The sequence below is a fragment of the Rhizobium sp. 10N427 genome (genome assembly GCF_056394605.1).
Map to the genome: position 1 here is coordinate 88,413 of NZ_JBFTID010000003.1, position 18,798 is coordinate 107,210.

Annotated in this window: 13 protein-coding genes and 1 pseudogene; 8 read left to right on the forward strand and 6 right to left on the reverse strand. The window is 60.8% G+C overall.

Features of this window, described 5'->3' with window-relative positions; genetic code table 11:
• Positions 1 to 19: 19 nt before the first annotated feature.
• A complete protein-coding gene (locus AC1DIJ_RS07915; RefSeq protein ID WP_112385978.1) occupies positions 20 to 4,798 on the reverse strand; it encodes an NAD-glutamate dehydrogenase in 4,779 nt (1,592 codons plus the stop codon).
• Between the two features lie 273 nt (positions 4,799 to 5,071).
• Between AC1DIJ_RS07915 and pdxY the strand changes: the two genes are divergently transcribed.
• The 3 genes from pdxY to AC1DIJ_RS07930 all read left to right on the forward strand — a co-directional run bounded on the left by pdxY (position 5,072) and on the right by AC1DIJ_RS07930 (position 8,338).
• Positions 5,072 to 5,950 carry a pyridoxal kinase PdxY gene (gene pdxY, locus AC1DIJ_RS07920; protein ID WP_112385977.1) on the forward strand — a complete coding sequence of 293 codons (879 nt, stop codon included), beginning with the start codon at positions 5,072 to 5,074 and terminating at the stop codon, positions 5,948 to 5,950.
• Positions 5,951 to 6,012: 62 nt separating this feature from the next.
• On the forward strand, positions 6,013 to 6,654 hold the full coding sequence (locus AC1DIJ_RS07925; RefSeq protein ID WP_112385976.1) for a carbonic anhydrase: 642 nt from the start codon (positions 6,013 to 6,015) through the stop codon (positions 6,652 to 6,654).
• Between the two features lie 91 nt (positions 6,655 to 6,745).
• Entirely contained in the window at positions 6,746 to 8,338 is a 1,593-nt protein-coding gene (locus tag AC1DIJ_RS07930) for a diguanylate cyclase (protein WP_112385975.1), read from the forward strand.
• Positions 8,339 to 8,385: 47 nt separating this feature from the next.
• On the opposite strand, the gene AC1DIJ_RS07935 is transcribed toward AC1DIJ_RS07930, so the two are convergent.
• From AC1DIJ_RS07935 to AC1DIJ_RS07945, 3 genes and pseudogenes are all read right to left on the reverse strand, one after another.
• The gene (locus AC1DIJ_RS07935) at positions 8,386 to 9,210 is read right to left on the reverse strand and encodes a lytic murein transglycosylase (RefSeq protein ID WP_112385974.1); all 825 of its coding nucleotides are present in this window, start codon (positions 9,208 to 9,210) and stop codon (positions 8,386 to 8,388) included.
• A gap of 190 nt (positions 9,211 to 9,400) precedes the next feature.
• Positions 9,401 to 10,435, reverse strand: a complete 1,035-nt coding sequence (locus AC1DIJ_RS07940; RefSeq protein ID WP_112385973.1) for an aspartate-semialdehyde dehydrogenase — start codon at positions 10,433 to 10,435, stop codon at positions 9,401 to 9,403.
• Between the two features lie 111 nt (positions 10,436 to 10,546).
• A pseudogene (locus tag AC1DIJ_RS07945) lies at positions 10,547 to 10,733 on the reverse strand (hypothetical protein); the annotation flags it as partial.
• A gap of 114 nt (positions 10,734 to 10,847) precedes the next feature.
• On the opposite strand from AC1DIJ_RS07945, the gene AC1DIJ_RS07950 reads away from it, so the two are divergent.
• From AC1DIJ_RS07950 to AC1DIJ_RS07970, 5 genes are all read left to right on the forward strand, one after another.
• Entirely contained in the window at positions 10,848 to 12,602 is a 1,755-nt protein-coding gene (locus AC1DIJ_RS07950) for an alkaline phosphatase (protein ID WP_112385972.1), read from the forward strand.
• Positions 12,603 to 12,680: 78 nt separating this feature from the next.
• Positions 12,681 to 13,133 carry a hypothetical protein gene (locus AC1DIJ_RS07955; RefSeq protein WP_112386072.1) on the forward strand — a complete coding sequence of 151 codons (453 nt, stop codon included), beginning with the start codon at positions 12,681 to 12,683 and terminating at the stop codon, positions 13,131 to 13,133.
• Entirely contained in the window at positions 13,133 to 13,822 is a 690-nt protein-coding gene (locus AC1DIJ_RS07960; RefSeq protein ID WP_112385971.1) for an ATP-binding cassette domain-containing protein, read from the forward strand. The genes AC1DIJ_RS07955 and AC1DIJ_RS07960 overlap by 1 nt, the downstream gene beginning before the upstream one ends.
• The gene (locus AC1DIJ_RS07965; protein WP_112385970.1) at positions 13,819 to 15,030 is read left to right on the forward strand and encodes an ABC transporter permease; all 1,212 of its coding nucleotides are present in this window, start codon (positions 13,819 to 13,821) and stop codon (positions 15,028 to 15,030) included. The genes AC1DIJ_RS07960 and AC1DIJ_RS07965 overlap by 4 nt, the downstream gene beginning before the upstream one ends.
• 181 nt (positions 15,031 to 15,211) lie before the next feature.
• Positions 15,212 to 17,095 carry an MFS transporter gene (locus AC1DIJ_RS07970; protein WP_112385969.1) on the forward strand — a complete coding sequence of 628 codons (1,884 nt, stop codon included), beginning with the start codon at positions 15,212 to 15,214 and terminating at the stop codon, positions 17,093 to 17,095.
• Positions 17,096 to 17,146: 51 nt separating this feature from the next.
• Here AC1DIJ_RS07970 and lpxE read toward each other — a convergent pair whose 3' ends face one another.
• Together lpxE and AC1DIJ_RS07980 are read right to left on the reverse strand one after the other, a co-directional pair.
• Positions 17,147 to 17,875, reverse strand: a complete 729-nt coding sequence (gene lpxE, locus AC1DIJ_RS07975) for a lipid A 1-phosphatase LpxE (protein ID WP_112385968.1) — start codon at positions 17,873 to 17,875, stop codon at positions 17,147 to 17,149.
• A gap of 81 nt (positions 17,876 to 17,956) precedes the next feature.
• On the reverse strand, positions 17,957 to 18,715 hold the full coding sequence (locus AC1DIJ_RS07980) for a phosphatase PAP2 family protein (RefSeq protein ID WP_112385967.1): 759 nt from the start codon (positions 18,713 to 18,715) through the stop codon (positions 17,957 to 17,959).
• Positions 18,716 to 18,798 lie beyond the last annotated feature (83 nt).

The window sequence follows — 18,798 nt, forward strand, 5'->3', positions numbered from 1 at the left end:
ATTGTCGCGGCGGACTGTGTCACCTCGTCCGGTCGCGCGCAAGATCGGTCAGAAGGCCCGCGGCGACGGTGATGCGGGCGAGATTCGGCTCGCCGCTATCGCTGAGACTGGAGAGTTCCTCGGTGATGCGATTGATCCTGATGCGATCGACCGCATGCCATGCCTGAACCGGCAGCTTTTCCTTGCCGTGATCCGAGAGTGCGGAGATGACGATGTCGCGACGGGCGCTGGCGATCTGGTCGATGCTGCGCGCAAGTGCCAGATTTTCATAGTGGTCCGAGGTGACGATGCGCCCGCCCGCAGCAAGGAGCCTGCCGATCCGGAAGGTCTGCGAGACGGCAAAGTAGCTTTCCGCAGCACGTGCTAGAGGCTCGCCGGTGCGTTCGGCAATCTGCATGATTTCAGGCACGAGCGCAAAGCCCGGCAGACCAGTAATGTCGGCTGCCAGTTTCTCCGGAAGACCTGCTTCCTGATACTCCGTCTGGCGCGCTTCGAACTCGACAGGAGCCTGTGCCGGGAAAGACGGCTTCAGTTTCTTGAGGGCGGCCTGCAGCCGGCTAACGGTTTCGGCGATATCGCCCTTGGCCATGCCCGTTTTCAGCATCAACCGCGTCAGGACCGTGAAGCTCTGGCTGATTTCGTCGTAGACGCGGTTCTGCGTCTGGCCGGAAATCTTGCCATCAAGCGCGTCCGTTTCGCTCCAGAGGCGGTTGAGGTCGAAACCGTCGCGGGCGATGATCGCAGCGCGGACGACTTCGGCCGCAGAAGCGGCTGTCGCATCGACCATGCTGACGGCAAAGGCTGGGCCGCCGCGATTGATCGCCTCGTTGGCGAGCACTGTGGCGACGATTTCACGCTTCAGCCGGTGGCGGGTGATGTCAGAGCCGTTGGTCTTCTGCATCTTTGCCGGGAAGTAGTTCGACAGCGTCGAGGCAAAATAGGGATCATCGGGCAGATCGCTTATGATCAGGGCGTCGAAGAGAACGATCTTGGCGTAGGATAGCAGAACGCCGATTTCCGGGCGGGTTAGCGGCTTGTTGGCCGCATAACGCTCGGCAAGCGTCGCGTCGTCAGGCAGCGTCTCCACCTTGCGGTTCAGCTGCTTTGCGGATTCGAGCACGGTCATGAAGCGCGCGAGCTCGAGGCCGTTGCCGGTTCCCTTGCGTTCAGTCAACGAGATCGCCAGCGACTGGAGATAGTTGTTGCGCAGAACGAGGCTTGCGACTTCATCGGTCATCGATGACAGCAGCTGGTCGCGCTTCGGGCGCGTTAGGCGGCCGTCATGCATGGCATTTGCCAGCGCGATCTTGATGTTGACCTCGACGTCCGAGGTGTTGACGCCGGCGGAATTGTCGATGGCGTCGGAATTGCTGCGGCCGCCCTTCATGCCATAGGCGATGCGGCCCTTCTGGGTTACGCCGAGATTGGCGCCCTCCCCGATGACCTTGGCGCGGACATCGTCGGCAATGATGCGGATCGGGTCGTTGGCGCGGTCGCCGACTTCCGTATCGGTTTCAGCCGCGGCCTTCACATAGGTGCCAATGCCACCGAACCACAGCAGATCGACCGGGCTCTTCAGGATGGCCGTCATGATCTCGAACGGTGTCGCGACCGTTTTGTCGATGCCGATTGCGGCGGCGGCCTCTGCGGTCAGCGTCACGGACTTCGCGGCGCGCGAAATGATCATCGCACCCTTGGAGAGCACCGACTTGTCGAAGTCCTGCCAGCTGGAGCGCGCGAGATTGAAGAGCCGCTGGCGTTCGGCCAGCGTCTTGTCCATATCCGGATCGGGATCGATGAAGATATCGCGATGGTCGAAGGCGGCGAGCAGGCGAATTTTCGGCGAGAGCAGCATGCCGTTGCCGAAGACGTCGCCGGACATGTCGCCGACGCCGGCGACGGTGAAGGGCGTTGTCTGGATGTCGATATCCATCTCGCGGAAGTGGCGCTTGACGGTCTCCCAGGCGCCGCGGGCGGTAATGCCCATCTTCTTGTGGTCGTAGCCTGCCGAACCGCCCGACGCAAAGGCGTCGTCGAGCCAGAAGCCGGCCTCCTGCGCCAGCGCGTTGGCGGTGTCGGAAAAGGTGGCTGTGCCCTTGTCGGCGGCGACGACGAAATAGGGATCGTCGCCGTCGATGCGCACCGTCTTGGCCGGCGGCACGATGTCGGCGCCCGAGATGTTGTCGGTGATCGACAGCAGCGTGCGGATATAGGTCTTGTAGGCTTCGCGCCCCGCGTTGAAGATCTCGTCGCGTGTGCCGCCTGCAGGCAGTTTCTTTGGATAGAAGCCGCCCTTGGCGCCGACGGGGACGATGACGGCGTTCTTGACCTGCTGGGCTTTCACCAGGCCAAGCACTTCGGTGCGGTAGTCTTCGGCACGGTCCGACCAGCGGAGACCGCCACGGGCGACCTTGCCGAAGCGCAAGTGGACGCCTTCGACCTCGACGCCGTAGACGAAGACTTCACGGAAGGGCAGCGGCTGCGGCAAGCCGTCGACGAGATGCGGATCGAGCTTGAACGCGAGCATCGCTTTCGGCGAGCCATCCTCGTTGCGCTGGAAATAGTTGGTGCGCAGCGTTGCATCGACGACATTGATATAGCGGCGCAGGATGCGGTCGTCGTCGAGGCTTGGGACATCGGCCAGCGATGCTTCGATCGACTGATGCAGATCGCCCAGCCTCTTGAGACGCGGCTTCTCGGCCAGCGCCGGGTCCATCGCCTCATGGAAGAGGCGGAAGGTGGCGGCGGCGATGTCCGGATATTTGTCGAGGGTCGCGGCAATGTAATCCTGCGAATAGGCGATGCCAGCCTGGCGCAGGTAGCGCGAATAGGCGCGCAGCACATTGGTTTCGCGGGCCGAAAGCCCGGCGGAAAGGATCAGCCGATTGAAGCTGTCATTGTCGATGGTGCCGTTGAAGGCGGCAACGAAAGCTTCTTCCAGCGCCGCGCCAAAGCGCGGGAGGTCGATCGCGTTGCCGCTGCGGGCTTCGAGCTCCATGTCGTGCAGGACGACGATGTTGATCGCGCCGTCGGCAGCCGGTACTTCGATGTCGAAGGTGCGCTCGCTGAGGACGTTGAAGCCGAGATTTTCAAGAAGCGGCACACGGCGGGACAGCGGCAGCTGTTCGCCGCAATGGAAGATCTTCAGCGACAGGATGCTGCCGCGCTCGTCGTCGTTGCGGTAGTAGAATTCGATGCGGATCGGCTCGCCGCCGGCGCATGCGGTGATATCGGCGAGGTCACCAGCCGCTTCGTCAGGCGTGAAAGCCTCCTGGAAGGCATTGCTGACGCCGATCTTGGGCGCCTTCGGTCCTGCCAGCATTTCGAAGCGGTTATCCCAGCGGGCGGTGATCGCCCGGATCGCCTCTTCCAGCTTCGCCTGCGGAATGCGCGGCGTCTTGCCGCCGGAGCGGCCGATGATGAAGTGGACGCGGGCGACGCCGCCTTCGGGGAAGGCCGGGTAATAGGCGGAGACGCGGCCGTCATAAATGGTCTTCAGATAGGTACCGATCTTCTCGCGGACGATCGAGTCATATTCCTCGCGCGGGACGTAGACGATGACGGAGACGAAACGGTCAAAATGGTCGATGCGCGGCAGAACGCGGACACGCGGCCGGTCTGCGAGGTCGTTGATCTGCTCGGCAAAACTCGACAGCAGCGTCGTATCGATCTGGAAGAGATCATCGCGCGGGTAGGATTCCAGTGTGTTGTCGAGCATGCGGCCGGAATGGCTCATCGGATCGAAGCCGAAATGCTCTTTCACCTTGGCGATCTTCGATCGCAGAAGCGGGATTTCCGACGCCCAGGATGTGTAGGCTGTCGATGTGAACAGGCCGACGATACGCAGTTCGCCGGTGACGTTGCCATTCTTGTCGAAGCGCTTGACGCCGACGTAATCCATATAGGCGCGGCGGTGGACGACCGATTTGACGTTGGCCTTGGTGACGATCAGAAATTCCGGGCCATCAAGGAAGGCCAGGATCTCGGGCGTGGTCGTCACCGCGTCCTTGCCGGTGCGCAGAACCAGAACGTCGGGATTGGAAAGAATGCCAAGGCCGGTACCCTTGTCGCGCTCCACCTTGGCGCCGGCGCCCTTGCCCGAATAGACGTATTCGCGCATGCCGAGGAAGGTGAAGTTCTCGTCGCGCAGCCATGTCAGAAAGGCGAGCGCTTCGTCGCGATCGGCTTTCTTGCGGCTGGCGCTATATTCCCGGAGCTCATCGATGGCGGTGTCGAGTTTCGAGAGCATCGGTTTCCAGTCGGAAACTGCCTGCTGCACCTGTTCGAGAACGGTTTTGATGCGCTTCTGCAGATCGGAGGACTGCGCCGGTGTCAGCGGCGACAGGTGGATCTGGATGTGGCTGACGCGCGAGGCCGGATCGCTTGGCTCGTCGGCGGAATAAAGCCCCGGCTCCTTGCCGTCTTCCAGCACCAGAATTGGATGCACCGCCATGTAGAGGTCGCGATAGGTGCTGGTGACCTCACCCATGACCGATTCATAGAGAAATGGCATGTTGTGATCGGTGACCGTCAGAATGGAGACCGGAACGCCTGACGGCTCGACGTCGGCTACTGTCTCGATGCTGACGCGGGGCGTCTTGCCGTTCCACGCCTTCAACTCGCGCGCCGAGTGGATGGCGGAGAGAGCGAGCATTTCGGGAGTATAGAGATCGAGATCATCCCCGCTGGCGCGACCGAACAGAATTTCGGGCTGCAAATGCTTGTCGCCGGTGGCGGCAGCAATCTTTTTTGCGCTCTCGATCTGTTTCTCGCGTTTCGGATTGTGTCTGGCAGCCATTTCAGATGTTCCCCGATCTGTTCGATTTGGTGCAAAATATCAGAAGATTTGCCGAAAATCTCTAAAAGAGGCCGCTTGATGGCAGCTTTCGTTCGTTCTGGCCCCTGTTTTTGTCAGAATTCGGAAGAATCTCCGCCTATTCGATTCGACTAATATTGTTTGCGGCCGACTTTGGACTGCTGCTTCGCGACCTTTCCACGCAGAGATGAACAATGGTTGACAGGCGTGGCGTAAAAAGTGGATCAACTGCGCATCAGGTTCAGGGCTATCACCATGCCAGAAAATACCACCGCCGGAACGGTCATCGTCATTTCAAGCCATGTCGTGCGTGGTTCGGTCGGCAACCGTGCCGCCGTCTTTGCGCTGGAGACGCTAGGACACCAGGTCTGGGCCCTGCCGACGGTCGTGCTTCCATGGCATCCCGGTCACGGGCGCTCGACGCGGCTGACATTTGCCGAGGCCGATTTCGATGCGGCGATCGACGACCTGACCAGGGCGCCCTGGATCGGCGAAGTGAAGGCAGTGCTGACAGGCTATTTCGGCAATGCCGCACAGGCCAAATCCGTCGCCCGGCTGATCGGCGCACTGCGCCAGGATAATCCCGATCTACTCTATGTCTGCGATCCGGTGATGGGCGATCTCGGCGGTCTCTATGTTCCGCAGGCGACAGCCGAAGCTATCCGCGATCACCTGATCCCGCTTGCATCTCTGGCAACACCGAACCGCTACGAGCTTGCCTGGATGGCCGGCGCGCCGCTCGATGACAACACGGCGGTGATGGAGGCAGCGCTATCGCTCGGTCCGTCGCGAATGCTGGTCACGTCGGCGGTGCCTATGATGACGGGTGGGACCGGCAATCTCTATCTCTCGGGCCGGCATGCGCTGCTGGCCGAGCACAGGCTCATCGATAATCCACCGAACGGGCTCGGCGATCTTCTTGCGGCTCTTTTCCTGTCGCGGCTGCTTTCCGGCATGGACGATGAAAAGGCGCTGCAACTGACAACGGCCAGCGTCTATGAAGTTCTGGCGCGGGCGGTCAAGCGCGGCAGCGACGAGTTGACGCTGGCGAGCGACGCATCGAGCCTCGCAACGCCGATGGCAATGGTGCAGATGCGCCATTTGCTGCATCCGGCACAGCGGCGCAAGAAATAGCAACGACTCATTTTGCACTGCAGCAGTTGATCTTCTGCGCACCAAGCGTTAATCGAAATCCTATGCAGCGTTTTCCTGGAACACTTCTGGACGGTTATCGCAACTTCATGAGCGGGCGCTACGCAGATGCGCGCGACCGATACAAGACTCTTGCGGAAAACGGCCAGAACCCGACGACACTCGTCATTGCCTGTTGCGACTCCCGTGCAGCACCGGAGTTGATCTTCGATGCCGGTCCGGGCGAGCTCTTCGTCATCCGCAACGTCGCCAATCTCGTTCCGCCTTATGAACCCGACGGGCATTTTCACGCCACATCCGCGGCGCTGGAATTCGCCGTGCAGGCTCTGAAGGTGACCGATATCGTTGTGATGGGGCATGGCCGTTGCGGGGGCATTCGAGCTGCCCTCGATCCAAGCGCTGAGCCGCTGTCTCCGGGTGACTTCATCGGCCGCTGGATGTCGCTGGTGAAGGACGCTGCCGAACAGATCGGCAGCAACGATATCATGACCCAGACCGAGCGGCAGACGGCGCTGGAGCGTGTATCGATCCGCAACTCGATCAACAATCTGCGAACTTTCCCCGAGGTCAAAGCCCTCGAGAAGGAAGGCAAGATTGCCTTGCACGGCGCCTGGTTCGATATCTCGACCGGCGAACTGTGGGTCATGGATGCGGAAAGCCGGGATTTTATCCGTCCGGAAGTATAGGCCTTAGCCTATAGGTTTATGAGTTCTTTAAGGAATCCCGTTAAGATTTCATCGACAGGCACCCTCAACCACCGGCTTACGGCGGCCTTCGATGAAATTTGAGACAACCAGCAAGATCATTCTGGCGGCAATCCTGCTGCCGTTCATGTTCATGATCGCCGAAGGCGTTCTGGTTGTCCGTTCGTCATTTCATCAATATCTGTCGCTTGAGAAGGACTACCGCTTCGCCGACGTGCTGGCGCGCGGCGGCACGATTGCGGCGACAGAAATTTTGGGGGAGATCGTCGCGACGCGACAGTATCTCGCTCATCCGGGCAGCGAAACCGCTGCAGCGATGCAGCAGAGCCGCCAGCAGCTCGACGGTGAACGTCAGAAGTTCAAAGGTAGTCTGCCGCCGGTCGACCAGCTTGACGGAAATCTGGGGGCTGAGCTTTCCGATCTCGCGCTGGCTTATAGCCGCATCGTCTCCATTCGCGCGGCGGTCGATCGCGGGCTCTATGCCGGGAGCGATCCCGTCTATGTCTATTGGCAGGCGGCGATGAAACAGCTCGATGTCGTCGATGCGCTTTCGCCGCTCATCCAGGATCCGGTGCTGCTCGGAAAGTCGAACGAGCTGATGGGCGTGCTGCTTACCTATTATGCCGAGCGGTTGATCACCTCACTCGGCACGCGCTACCTCAACGAACACAATTACAGCCTTCGCTCCAGCGACCTCTTCATGCAGGGCAGAACCATGCAGGCGGCGGGCATGGACCATATGGTGTTTCACAGTTCGTCGCCGCTGGTTGCGGCGATCATGGAATACCTGAAGAGCCCCGCGCAGGTTCGTGCCGATGCCGTGACCGACGCGATATTGACGCGGGAGGCGCGTCCGCATGCTGCCGTTCGCGACGAGTGGTCGCGCGCGCAGGCCGAACGCATCGATTTTCTCAAGGGAAAGATCGGCGAAGCCGCTGCGGATATCCACCGCACCGGAGAGGCGCTCGCCAAGCGTTCGCATCTTCACATGACGCTGGTTCTCGTTCTCTGCGGCGGTCTGCTCGTTCTTGCTGGTGTCGTTGCCACGCTGGCGACCAAGGGGTTGAGGATGATCTCGCGCCTGTCACGCGAGCGCGAGGCGCTGGTTGGCGAACTCAGAAGCGCTGCGCAGACGGATCTCTTGACCGGTCTCTACAATCGCCGCGGATTCGAGGCGGCTGCCGCAGCGCTCTTTGCCCAGGCGGAAAGCGGTTCGCGCTGGATCTCCGTCGTGCTTTTTGATCTCGATCACTTCAAGAAGATCAACGATATTCATGGTCATGATGCGGGTGACATCGTGCTTCGCCATGTCGCGGCAACGGCCAAGCAGCATTTTCGCAGCTTCGACCTGCTGGTCCGGCATGGCGGCGAGGAATTTCTGGCCTTGCTGCCCGATGCGTCGCCGGATGAGGCAGCAGAGATTGCCGAGGGCGTTCGCACAGCCATCGAGGCTGCGATGATCGATCTTCCCGGCGGCGAATGTCTTTCGGTGACCGCGAGCTTCGGCTGCGCCGGCCGGACGCTTGGCGGTGGCACGCACAATTTCGAAGATCTCGTCAAGCGCGCCGATATGGCGCTTTATGCCGCCAAGGCGTCCGGACGTAACCGTGTCGTCTCGGGTCCGCTGGTGCCGCAGGCCACAACGGTCAAAGCCGAGGCCAAATGAAAAAGGCGCCGCAAGCGGCGCCTTCAATTCAATTGCAAATGGGTGGCTTACTGGCCGCCGTCGATCTGCTGGCCGATATAGGCGATCGCCTGCTGGTAGACGGTTGCCGCGTTCCAGCCCTGGATAGCGACGAAATTCGGTTCGCCCGGCTGATAGCCGGCACCTGCGCGCCAGCCGTGACCCTTCAGGAAGTTTGCTGTCGATGCCAGCGCGTCAGCACGCGAGCCGACCATGTCGACACGGCCATCGCCATCGCCATCGGCACCGAAGCGGACGACATTGCGCGGCAGGAACTGCGTCTGGCCGATCTCGCCATGTGCGGCGCCGCGCGCCTGCGGGCTCAGATAGCCTTCAGAGACGAGCTGCAGGGCAGCATAGAGCTGGTCGGTGAAATAGTCCGAGCGGCGGCAGTCATAGGCCAGCGTCGAAACGGCTGACAGCGTGTGCTGCGTGCCCATATAGCTGCCGAAGCCGGTTTCCATGCCCCAGATCGCGATCAGCGGGCCGGCCGGCACGCCGTAGCGGCGTTCGATCGACGTGAAGAGAGCCTGGTTGGAGCGCTTCATGCCCTTGCCGCGGGAAATGATCGCCGCACCGCCGCGCTTCTGCATGAAGGCGTCGAAGGACAGCTTGAAGCTCTTCTGGCCACGGTCGGCAGCAATCGTCGGACGATTGTAGGCGACGTTGGCGAATGCACGGCTCAGAACCGACTGGCTGACGCCCTGTGCTGCAGCTTCCTGCTTGAATTGCTGCACCCAGGCATCGAAGCCGGCGCCATTATTGCCGCATTGCGCGGCGTTGGCCGCTACCGGAACTGCATGGAAAGCGCCCACCGCCGCGATGGCCGCCACCAAGAATTTTGTCATGCGCATGAGAAACCCCGATCTCGATCTGCAGTCGCTGGAATGCCGGGCAGAATGCCAGCCAAGGGTGATTTTGTCACGATCACCTTTTGGCGAGATTGGCCGCCTGCCGCACGATTGCCGCCTGGCTGGTTCAAAGAAAGCCCCGCAAGTCTGACGACATGCGAGGCTGATAGCAAGCTATGGTTAATATTCGGTATCAGGCGGCCTGCTTGCGCGGCTTGATGAGGCCACGATTGACGAGAAGCTCGGCAATCTGAATGGCGTTCAGCGCGGCACCCTTGCGCAGGTTGTCGGAAACGACCCACATGTTGAGACCGTTTTCGACCGTCGCATCTTCGCGGATACGCGAGATGAAGGTGGCGTCTTCACCGGCAGATTCGTAAGGCGTGATGTAGCCGCCGTTCTCATGCTTGTCGATGACGAGGCAGCCCGGTGCATCACGCAGGATGTCGCGGGCCTGATCGGCGGTGATCTCGTTTTCGAATTCGATGTTGACCGATTCCGAATGGCCGATGAAGACAGGCACGCGAACTGCGGTGCAGGTGACCTTGATCTTCGGGTCGAGCATCTTCTTGGTTTCGGCCAGAACCTTCCACTCTTCCTTCGTATAGCCGTCTTCCATGAAGCTATCGATATGTGGAATGACGTTGAAGGCGATGCGCTTGGTGAACTTCTTGTTCTCGATCGGATCGGCAACGAAGACGGCGCGCGTCTGGTTGAAGAGCTCGTCCATGCCATCCTTGCCGGCGCCGGAAACGGACTGGTAGGTGGAGACGACGACGCGCTTGATCTTGGCGAAATCATGCAGCGGCTTCAGCGCGACGACGAGCTGGGCGGTCGAGCAATTCGGATTGGCAATGATGTTGCGCTTGGTGAACTGGGTGATGGCGTCCGGGTTCACTTCCGGCACGATCAGCGGCACGTCCTGATCATAGCGCCAGGCCGAGGAATTATCGATGACGACGCAGCCCTGCTGGCCGATCTTCGGCGACCACTTCTTGGAGACTTCGCCGCCGGCAGACATCAGGCAGATGTCGGTGTCGGAGAAATCGTAGTTTTCGAGATTGAAGACCTTCAGCGTCTTGTCGCCGTAGGACACTTCCGTGCCCTGCGAACGCGAGGAGGCAAGTGCTACGACTTCGTCAGCCGGAAAGCCACGCTCGGAGAGGATGTTGAGCATTTCCCGGCCGACATTTCCGGTTGCTCCCGCGACTGCTACTTTGAAACCCATTTTCAGCTCTCTTTCTCTTCTCTCCTCTTGTCCGGTGAGGGGGGAAAGCGCGAAATCATCGCGGCTTCCTGTCCCCAGCCGAGCCGGGGAGAGAGCGGCAGGCCAGAGACGTCAGACGGTTTTCGTCGTCGTTTTGGCCTTGGTTTTGGAAGAAACCGGAACGGCAATATCCACCCCGGCACTCAGTGCCCGGTCATTGCGTGCAGCAATGGCGTGTTCGAAGCGAACCATGGATAATTCCTTTTCCGCCGTTGCTCATAAAACGTTTTCCACAGGAGTCAAGGTTTTTGCGACTGCCGGCGGCGGCTGGTGCCGGTGCGGCAGATTGTCATACCGGTGTCATCGACATGTCATCCCCCAAGGCTATCTCCGGCCCGTTGTTCATTTACTGCAACGAAAACGGGGGTTTTCCATGCGTATGATTTTTGCCGCCCTGGCGGCCACGACGATTCTTGCCGGTGCCGCGCAGGCGACCACGGTTTATCCGCTTGATCGCGCAACGATTCTTGCCGGTTCGCCATTTGACTTCAAGGTTGAGCTCAGCAAGCAGGTAAAGCCCGAGGACGTGAAGATCACGGTCAACGGTCAGGACTACAAGACGGCTCTCGGGGGCGAGGCCAAGTTTGTAGAGCTTGAAAAGGGTAAGGACGACAAGGCACTCGGTTCCGCCGTCATCCTGCGTGGCCTGACGATCGCCGCACCCGGCGACTACAAGGTCGAAGTCTCCGCCGGCGACGAGAAGAAGTCGGTTACATGGAATGTCTACGGCACCGGCGACGCGCCGAAGGCCAAGAACGTCATCTTCCTGATCGGCGACGGTCTTTCCGTTGCGCACCGCACCGCTGCCCGCATCATGTCTAAGGGCATGACCGAGGGTAAGGCGAACGGCCGCCTCAACATGGACGATGTGCCGCCGGCAGCTTTCATCGGCACATCGGCAACCAACGCTGTTGCCACCGACTCCGCCAATACCATGTCGGCTTACATGACGGGCCACAAGACAGCCGTCAACGCGATCGGCGTCTATGCAGACCGCACGCCCGACTCGCTCGACGACCCGCGCGTCGAGACGATTGCGGAAGCGATCCGCCGCCAGACCAAGAAGTCGATCGGCATTGTCGCGACCGCCGAAATCGAGGACGCCACACCGGCTGCGGTTGTCTCCCACACGCGCAATCGCAACGACAAGGCCGATATCGTCGGGATGCTTCTCGGCGTGAAGCCGGAAGTCGTCCTCGGCGGCGGTTCTGCCTACTTCCTCGGCAAGGACGTTCCGGGCTCCAAGCGCAAGGATGACAAGGACTACATCAAGCTCTTCCAGGACGCCGGCTACAAGCTTGCCATCGACAAGAACGAGCTTGCAGCCAACGCATCGGCTGAAGGCAACCTTCTCGGTCTCTTCCATACCGGCAACATGGACGTCACGCTCGATCGCGAATTTCTAAAAAAGGGCACTGTCGAGAAATTCCCGAACCAGCCGGGTCTCGTCGAGATGGCAGCGGTCGCGCTCGATCGCCTGTCCAAGAACCCCGACGGTTTCTTCCTGATGGTCGAGGGTTCGTCGATCGACAAGATGTCCCATCCGCTCGATTGGGACCGCGCCGTCGTCGACACCATCGAATTCGACAAGGTCGTCGGCCTTGCCCGCGAATTCCAGAAGGCCCATCCCGATACGCTGATCGTCGTCACCGGCGACCACACCCATGGCGTTTCGATCATCGGTACTGTCGATGACGAAAAGCCGGGCACGGAGATGCGCGAAAAGGTAGGCACCTATGCCGAAGCGGGCTTCCCGAATTATACCGACGACAACGGCGACGGCTATCCCGACAAGATCGATGTCACGCGCCGCCTCTTCCTCAGTGCCAATAACGGCCCCGACCATTACGAGACGTTCCGCCCGAAGCTCGACGGTCCGTTCGTTCCTGCCGTGCAGAACGAAAAGAAGGAATATGTCGCCAACGAACAGTACAAGGATGTTCCCGGTGCCGTGTTCGTTCAGGGCAACATTCCGAAGAGCAGCGACAGCGGCGTTCATGCCGTCGATGACGTCGTCCTGCAGTCGGATGGTCCGGGCTCCGAAGGCTTCCGCGGTTACATGGAGCAGAGCGATGTCTACAAGGTACTCGCCGACGCTTTTGCACTCGGTGTCAAACAGACCAACTGACGGAGCGCGGTGAACCGCCTCTTCCGCGTAATCTTCCCGGCCGCCGATCTGCGGCCGGGAACTTGCAAGGAGTTTGATATGCATAGGATCACACGCCGGAGCCTTTTCGGTATGATGATGGCATTGCCGGTGCTGATGTCTGCAAGATGTGTCGAAGCTGCCGACGCAACGCTCAGCTTCGATGAACTCTATGGGAAATTCGGCGTTCTCGGCCTCGAATTTTCCGAGAAGGTGAAGGCGCTCGCCGGCAGGCAAATCAGCATGCGCGGCTTCATGGCGCCGCCGTTGAAAGCGGAAGCGCAGTTTTTCGTGCTAACGGAAATTCCGATGTCGCTCTGCCCATTCTGCTCGTCTGATGCCGACTGGCCCGACAATATCGCCGTCGTCTATCTCGACGAGAAGCAGACCTTCGTGCAGCCTAGCCAGACGATCGAAGTGCGCGGCATTCTGGAATACGGCTCGTGGACCGATCCCGAAACCGGCTTCGTCAGCCTGCTGCGCCTGCGCCAGGCCGAATATTCGGCGGTCTGATGCTGGCGCTCGAGATCAGCAATCTGTCGGTCACGTTCAGCGGACTCAACGCACCGGCGCTTGAGATCGGCGCGCTCGCGCTGTCTGCCGGCAGCCGGGTTGCGGTGACCGGGGCTTCCGGCTCAGGCAAGAGCACCTTCGTCAACATCATTACCGGGTTGGAACGTGCGGCGCTCGGATCCGTCCGCTGGAACGGCGACGATATCTGCGCTTTGTCCGAGAGCCACCGCGACCGCTTCAGAGCGGGTAACATCGGACTCGTGATGCAGGATTTTCATCTGTTTCCAGGGCTTTCGGCCATCGAGAACATTCTATTGCCCGCCCGTCTGTCGCGTGTTGCCGATGCTCAGATGGTGCTGCGTGCGCATGAACTGCTGATGCGGACCGGCCTTTCACGGCCCAATCAGAACATCGAGACGATGTCGCGCGGCGAGATGCAGCGGGTGGCGATCGCACGTTCGCTTTTGCGCAAACCGGGCGTCATCGTCGCAGACGAGCCGACCGCCAGCCTTGATGCCGAAACCGGCCGCATCATCGGCGACCTGCTGCTTGATCTGGCGATTGCGGAAGGCAGCACGCTAATCGTCGTGTCGCATGATCCGCATCTGTCAGGCCGCATGGACCGCCGCCTGTTGCTGTCCTCGGGACGCATCGTTGAAGACGCCTTCAGCAACGAGGTGGCGGCATGATCCGGTTCATCGCCGCCGATCTTCGTCGCCTCTGGGCGGGCTCCCTCGTCGTGGTCCTGCTGGTTGCCCTGGCAACGGCACTCGGCGTTGCTGTCGTCCTGCAGGAGCGGGCGTTGCGGCTCGGCAGTGCGCGGGCGGCCGACAGGTTCGATCTCGTGATCGGCGCTGGCGGCAGCGAGACTCAGCTTGTGCTGTCATCCGTCTTCCTGCAGCCCTCGCCCTTGCCGCTGATGCCGGGCCGAATACTTTCCAAGCTGACTGCCGATCCGCGGGTCGCCTGGGTTTCGCCGATTGGCTTCGGCGATTCCTTTTCCGGCTATCCGATCGCCGGCACCAGCCTGGCCCTGCCTGACAATCTCTCCGGCGGGTTCAGCGAGGGGCGTGGCTTTGCCGCGGAGAACGAAGCCGTTGTCGGCGCAGCGGTCAGCTTGCCGCTCGAATTCGAGATCAAGCCGATGCATGGCTCTGTTGAGACCGGCGGTCATACCCATACTGAAATCGCCTATCGCGTGACAGGCCGCATGAAGCCGACCGGGACCGCCTGGGACCGGGCGATCCTGGTGCCGATCCAGGCTGTCTGGCATATCCATGGCCTTGAATCCGGTGATTCCGCCGCTGAGGACCACGATCACGCGGATGACCGTGCGCTTGATGATCGCTGGTCCGGCGACTTGCCTGGCCTGCCCGCCGTTCTCGTCAAGCCGAAGTCGATCGCAGATGCCTACAAGCTGCGGCAGGACTATCGCAGCGGCAACACGGTCGCGGTCTTTCCGGGCGAAGTGCTGACCAACCTCTACGCAACGCTTGGCGATGCGAAGCGTATTCTGGTCGCGGTGGCAGCCGGCGCACAGGGGCTGGTCGCCGCATCGCTGATCCTGGTGACCGTCATCCATATCGGCCAGCGCCGCCGCCAGATCGGAGCGCTCAGGGCGTTCGGCGCGCCGCGCCTGGCCATCTTCGGTATTGTCTGGGGTGAGTTCTTTGCGCTGATCGCCCTTGGCATCGCGGGCGGTTTTGCGCTGGGCTATTGCGCAGCGTCTCTGCTTTCCGGTTTCTTCAGCGCCAGCAGCGGTATTGTCATGCCGGTGGGCTTTGTCCGGGCCGACCTGATGCTGGCCGGGGTGCTGATTGCATTTGGCGCCGTTCTTGCTGCACTGCCTGCGATTCTGGCCTACCGGCAATCTCCGGCGGAAGCCCTCAGGGCGTGATAATGCAGGCTGCTACGCGAAGCTTTGCAAACACGTTAGACTAAAGTCATAATCCCAAAGCCGCTCTCTTTATCCGAATTCTTTTCTGCCACACTCTTCGCAGGTGAGCCGCGTCCAGGGGCATACTTTGAGGAGAGTTTGGGACGCGCCTTGCTGCTCATCATTCTGTGGAGGACAGACAATGGCAAATATCGCAAGCGCCGAGAGCGCAAAAGCCCGTCCGATGACTGGCGAGGAAAGGAAGGTCATCTTCGCCTCGTCGCTCGGTACGGTCTTCGAATGGTATGATTTCTATCTCTATGGTGCGCTCGCAACCTATATCGGCGCCACCTACTTCACCCAGTATCCCGAAGCCACGCGCAACATCTTCACGCTTCTTGCCTTCGCGGCAGGCTTCCTGGTCCGTCCGTTCGGCGCCTTGGTCTTCGGTCGCCTCGGCGATCTCGTCGGACGCAAATACACCTTCCTCGTCACGATCCTGATCATGGGTTTCTCGACCTTCCTCGTCGGTATCCTTCCGGGTGCGGCGACCATCGGCATCGCGGCTCCGATCATCCTGATCGTGCTTCGCCTGCTGCAGGGTCTGGCACTCGGCGGTGAATATGGCGGTGCTGCGACCTATGTCGCGGAACACGCGCCGAATGGCCGCCGCGGCTACTTCACATCCTGGATTCAGACGACGGCAACGCTCGGCCTTTTCCTGTCGCTGATCGTCATTATCGGTGTGCAGCAGATACTCGGTACGACGGCGTTCGCGGCCTGGGGCTGGCGCATTCCGTTCCTGGTTTCCATTCTGCTGCTCGGCGTTTCGGTCTGGATTCGTCTGAAGATGAACGAATCTCCGGCCTTTCAGAAGATGAAGGCGGAGGGCAAGGGTTCGAAGGCGCCGCTGACGGAAGCCTTCGGCACCTGGAAGAATGCCAAGATCGCTATCATCGCGCTGCTCGGCGCAACGATGGGGCAGGCTGTCGTCTGGTACGGCGGCCAGTTTTATTCGCTGTTCTTCCTGCAGAACGTTCTGAAGGTGGATCTGCAGTCAGCCAATATCATGGTGGCGATCGCGCTGATCCTAGCGACACCGTTCTTCGTCGTCTTCGGCTCGCTTTCAGACAAGATCGGCCGCAAGCCGATCATCATGGCGGGTCTGCTTATCGCCGCCATCACCTACCAGCCGCTGTTCAAGGCGATGACCTATATGGCCAATCCGGCCCTCTATGAGGCACAGGCCTCGATCCGCGCAACGGTGACCGCCGATCCGGCAGATTGCAAGTTCCAGTTCAACCCGACCGGTACGTCGAAGTTCACCAGCTCCTGCGACGTGGCAACGGCGTTCCTGACCAAGAACTCCGTGCCTTACGATGTCGTACCCGGCCCTGCCGGACAGCCGGCAACGGTCAAGATCAGCGATGCCACCATCACCAGCTTCGACGTCATCGCCGCTGGCGACAAGGCCAAGGGCATGACCGCAGCCTTCGAGAAGAGCACCAACATTGCGCTTCACGATGCCGGCTATCCGCTGAACCGCGGTGCCGCCAAGGTTCCGGATTCCAAGCTCGATGCCTTTATCGCGGCTAACCCGGAGCTCAACCTGAACGCCGAGACGATCCGCGCCGGCGAGAAGGAAACCATGCCTGCCGACAAGCTGGTCGCTGGCAAGCTGCTGACGGCTGAGGAAGCGAACGGCGTCACCGAGATGGCGGTCTATACGGTCGCTGGTGGTGGCACCTTCGCCATGGTGGCTGATCCGGCACGCGTCAACTGGATCGGTACGATCGCCGTACTCTTCGTTCTCGTGCTCTACGTAACGATGGTCTACGGCCCGATCGCAGCGCTTCTGGTCGAACTCTTTCCGACCCGTATCCGCTACACCGGCATGTCGCTGCCTTACCATATCGGCAACGGCTGGTTCGGCGGTCTGCTTCCGGCAACAGCCTTCGCGATGAGCGCGGCCGCCGGCGATATCTACTACGGTCTCTGGTATCCGATCGTCTTCGCAGGCATCACGCTGGTCATCGGCCTGCTGTTCCTGCCGGAAACCAAGAACCGCGATATCCACGCCGACTAAGATCGGATGGATTGAGATGATGGACCCGGCGCTCAAAAGGCGCCGGGTTTTTTATGCGCGGAGCAGCCGTTTCGGAGCGGGCCAGCCGTCAGCGAGCTTGAAGAGCACGCCGTAGTGCGAAAAGACGATGGCGATCATCAACGAGAACCAGCCACCCAGCGCCAGTCCGGCAATTACGTCGCTAGGATAGTGAGCGCTGACCATAACGCGGGTCATGCCGAGCCATAGGGCACAGGCGAGGAAAACGACGCGGTATCGGGGAAAGAGAAGCGATAGCGCGGCGAAGAAGGCGCCGATCGTCGTCGCATGTCCCGAAGGGAAGCTTTCGAAGGCTGCATGTCCGGAGAAGGGCAAAAAGGAAAAGATTCCGTAGTCGTCGAAATGCTGCGGCCGGGCGCGGCCGATCACCCGCTTGAGGATGTTGGCGAGGATGCCGGAGAGCGCGATGGAGATCAGCAGATAGGCGCCGATCCAGCACATCTGCAGCGCTTGAATGCGGGTGCGCAGCGATCTGACGACGCGAAGGGCTGCAAGGCCTTCGAAGAAGAGAAAGGCGCTGGTGATGATGATCCAGCCCGATGTGCCGAAATCGGTGAGGATACGGCCGAGGCGGCGCATGGCGGGCGGCACGTGCCCGGCACCAACCGGACCATCCAGCAGCAGCATGGAGAGCAGAACGGCATTGAAGGTGATGAACAGGCAGGTCTGCCAGCGCAGTTGCGGCATCCGGCAGGTGCTGCGCCGCCAGCGCCTGTCGAGCGAAGAAAGTATCGCCTGCATCCAATTCGATCCGTTCAAAAATCAATATCGAGAACGGTGCGACGGTAGCATCGGGTGGCGACAGTTTTTTTACGAAGGCGGTCAGATCAGACGGCTGAGCCGCGGTATCGGCCAGCCTTCACGGCCGACTGAGAAGACGAGGCCGAAACGGGCGAAAGCAATCGACAGGGCGAAGGCAAGCCATGCGCCGAGCGCCAATCCGGCGGCGACGTCGCTTGGATAGTGGACACCGATGATGACGCGCGTCGCGCCGAGCCAGAGGCCGATGCCGATGAACACCAGCCGGAAGCGCGGAAAGAGCAGCGCCAGAGACATGAATAGCGCGCCAATATTGGCCGAATGCCCGGACGGAAAGCTCTGGTGCAGAAAATCCCAGCTGAAGGGCGTGAAGCTGAAGATGCCTTCCTGCTCGTAAAGCAGCGGCCGGGCGCGGCCGATCAGGAATTTCAGCGGGTTGGCGATTGCGCTGGCCAGAATGACGGAAAGGCCGAGATAGGCGGCCATCTGGCCGAAATAGGCCATGCGGAATCGCCTGCGCACCTTCCAGAGGCGGCGGCGGACTACGTAGCTGGTAACCAGGATCGTCAGCAGACCGGCAAGAATCCAGGCGAGCCTGCCGATATCGGTGACGTCGCCTGCAAACGAGACGAGCGGCGGCGAAAGGCTCTTTACCGCTTGGCCCAGCGGCCGGTCGAAGACGAAGAAGGCGATGGCGACGGCATTGATGGCGAAGAGCGCGAAGGCCTTCCAGGGAACCCGCCGGTGGATCGTGCGCCGCGCTTCGTAGCGCTTCTTCAGATAGGCCCTGCAGCCTGGCTTCGGTCCGGCGGTGTCGCTCATTCTGTCCCTTCGTCGTTGGCACGGGGGAGATAGGGAGACGAGGCGCCAGCTTCAATGAAAAAACCCTCCGCGCGGCTGCGCGA

What these genes read in the sequence shown, in the direction of transcription:
- AC1DIJ_RS07915 (WP_112385978.1), bottom strand. Translation starts at nt 4,798, where the DNA reads ATGGCTGCCAGACACAATCCGAAACGCGAGAAACAGATCGAGAGCGCA.
- pdxY (WP_112385977.1), top strand. Translation starts at nt 5,072, where the DNA reads ATGCCAGAAAATACCACCGCCGGAACGGTCATCGTCATTTCAAGCCAT.
- AC1DIJ_RS07925 (WP_112385976.1), top strand. Translation starts at nt 6,013, where the DNA reads ATGCAGCGTTTTCCTGGAACACTTCTGGACGGTTATCGCAACTTCATG.
- AC1DIJ_RS07930 (WP_112385975.1), top strand. Translation starts at nt 6,746, where the DNA reads ATGAAATTTGAGACAACCAGCAAGATCATTCTGGCGGCAATCCTGCTG.
- AC1DIJ_RS07935 (WP_112385974.1), bottom strand. Translation starts at nt 9,210, where the DNA reads ATGCGCATGACAAAATTCTTGGTGGCGGCCATCGCGGCGGTGGGCGCT.
- AC1DIJ_RS07940 (WP_112385973.1), bottom strand. Translation starts at nt 10,435, where the DNA reads ATGGGTTTCAAAGTAGCAGTCGCGGGAGCAACCGGAAATGTCGGCCGG.
- AC1DIJ_RS07950 (WP_112385972.1), top strand. Translation starts at nt 10,848, where the DNA reads ATGCGTATGATTTTTGCCGCCCTGGCGGCCACGACGATTCTTGCCGGT.
- AC1DIJ_RS07955 (WP_112386072.1), top strand. Translation starts at nt 12,681, where the DNA reads ATGCATAGGATCACACGCCGGAGCCTTTTCGGTATGATGATGGCATTG.
- AC1DIJ_RS07960 (WP_112385971.1), top strand. Translation starts at nt 13,133, where the DNA reads ATGCTGGCGCTCGAGATCAGCAATCTGTCGGTCACGTTCAGCGGACTC.
- AC1DIJ_RS07965 (WP_112385970.1), top strand. Translation starts at nt 13,819, where the DNA reads ATGATCCGGTTCATCGCCGCCGATCTTCGTCGCCTCTGGGCGGGCTCC.
- AC1DIJ_RS07970 (WP_112385969.1), top strand. Translation starts at nt 15,212, where the DNA reads ATGGCAAATATCGCAAGCGCCGAGAGCGCAAAAGCCCGTCCGATGACT.
- lpxE (WP_112385968.1), bottom strand. Translation starts at nt 17,875, where the DNA reads ATGCAGGCGATACTTTCTTCGCTCGACAGGCGCTGGCGGCGCAGCACC.
- AC1DIJ_RS07980 (WP_112385967.1), bottom strand. Translation starts at nt 18,715, where the DNA reads ATGAGCGACACCGCCGGACCGAAGCCAGGCTGCAGGGCCTATCTGAAG.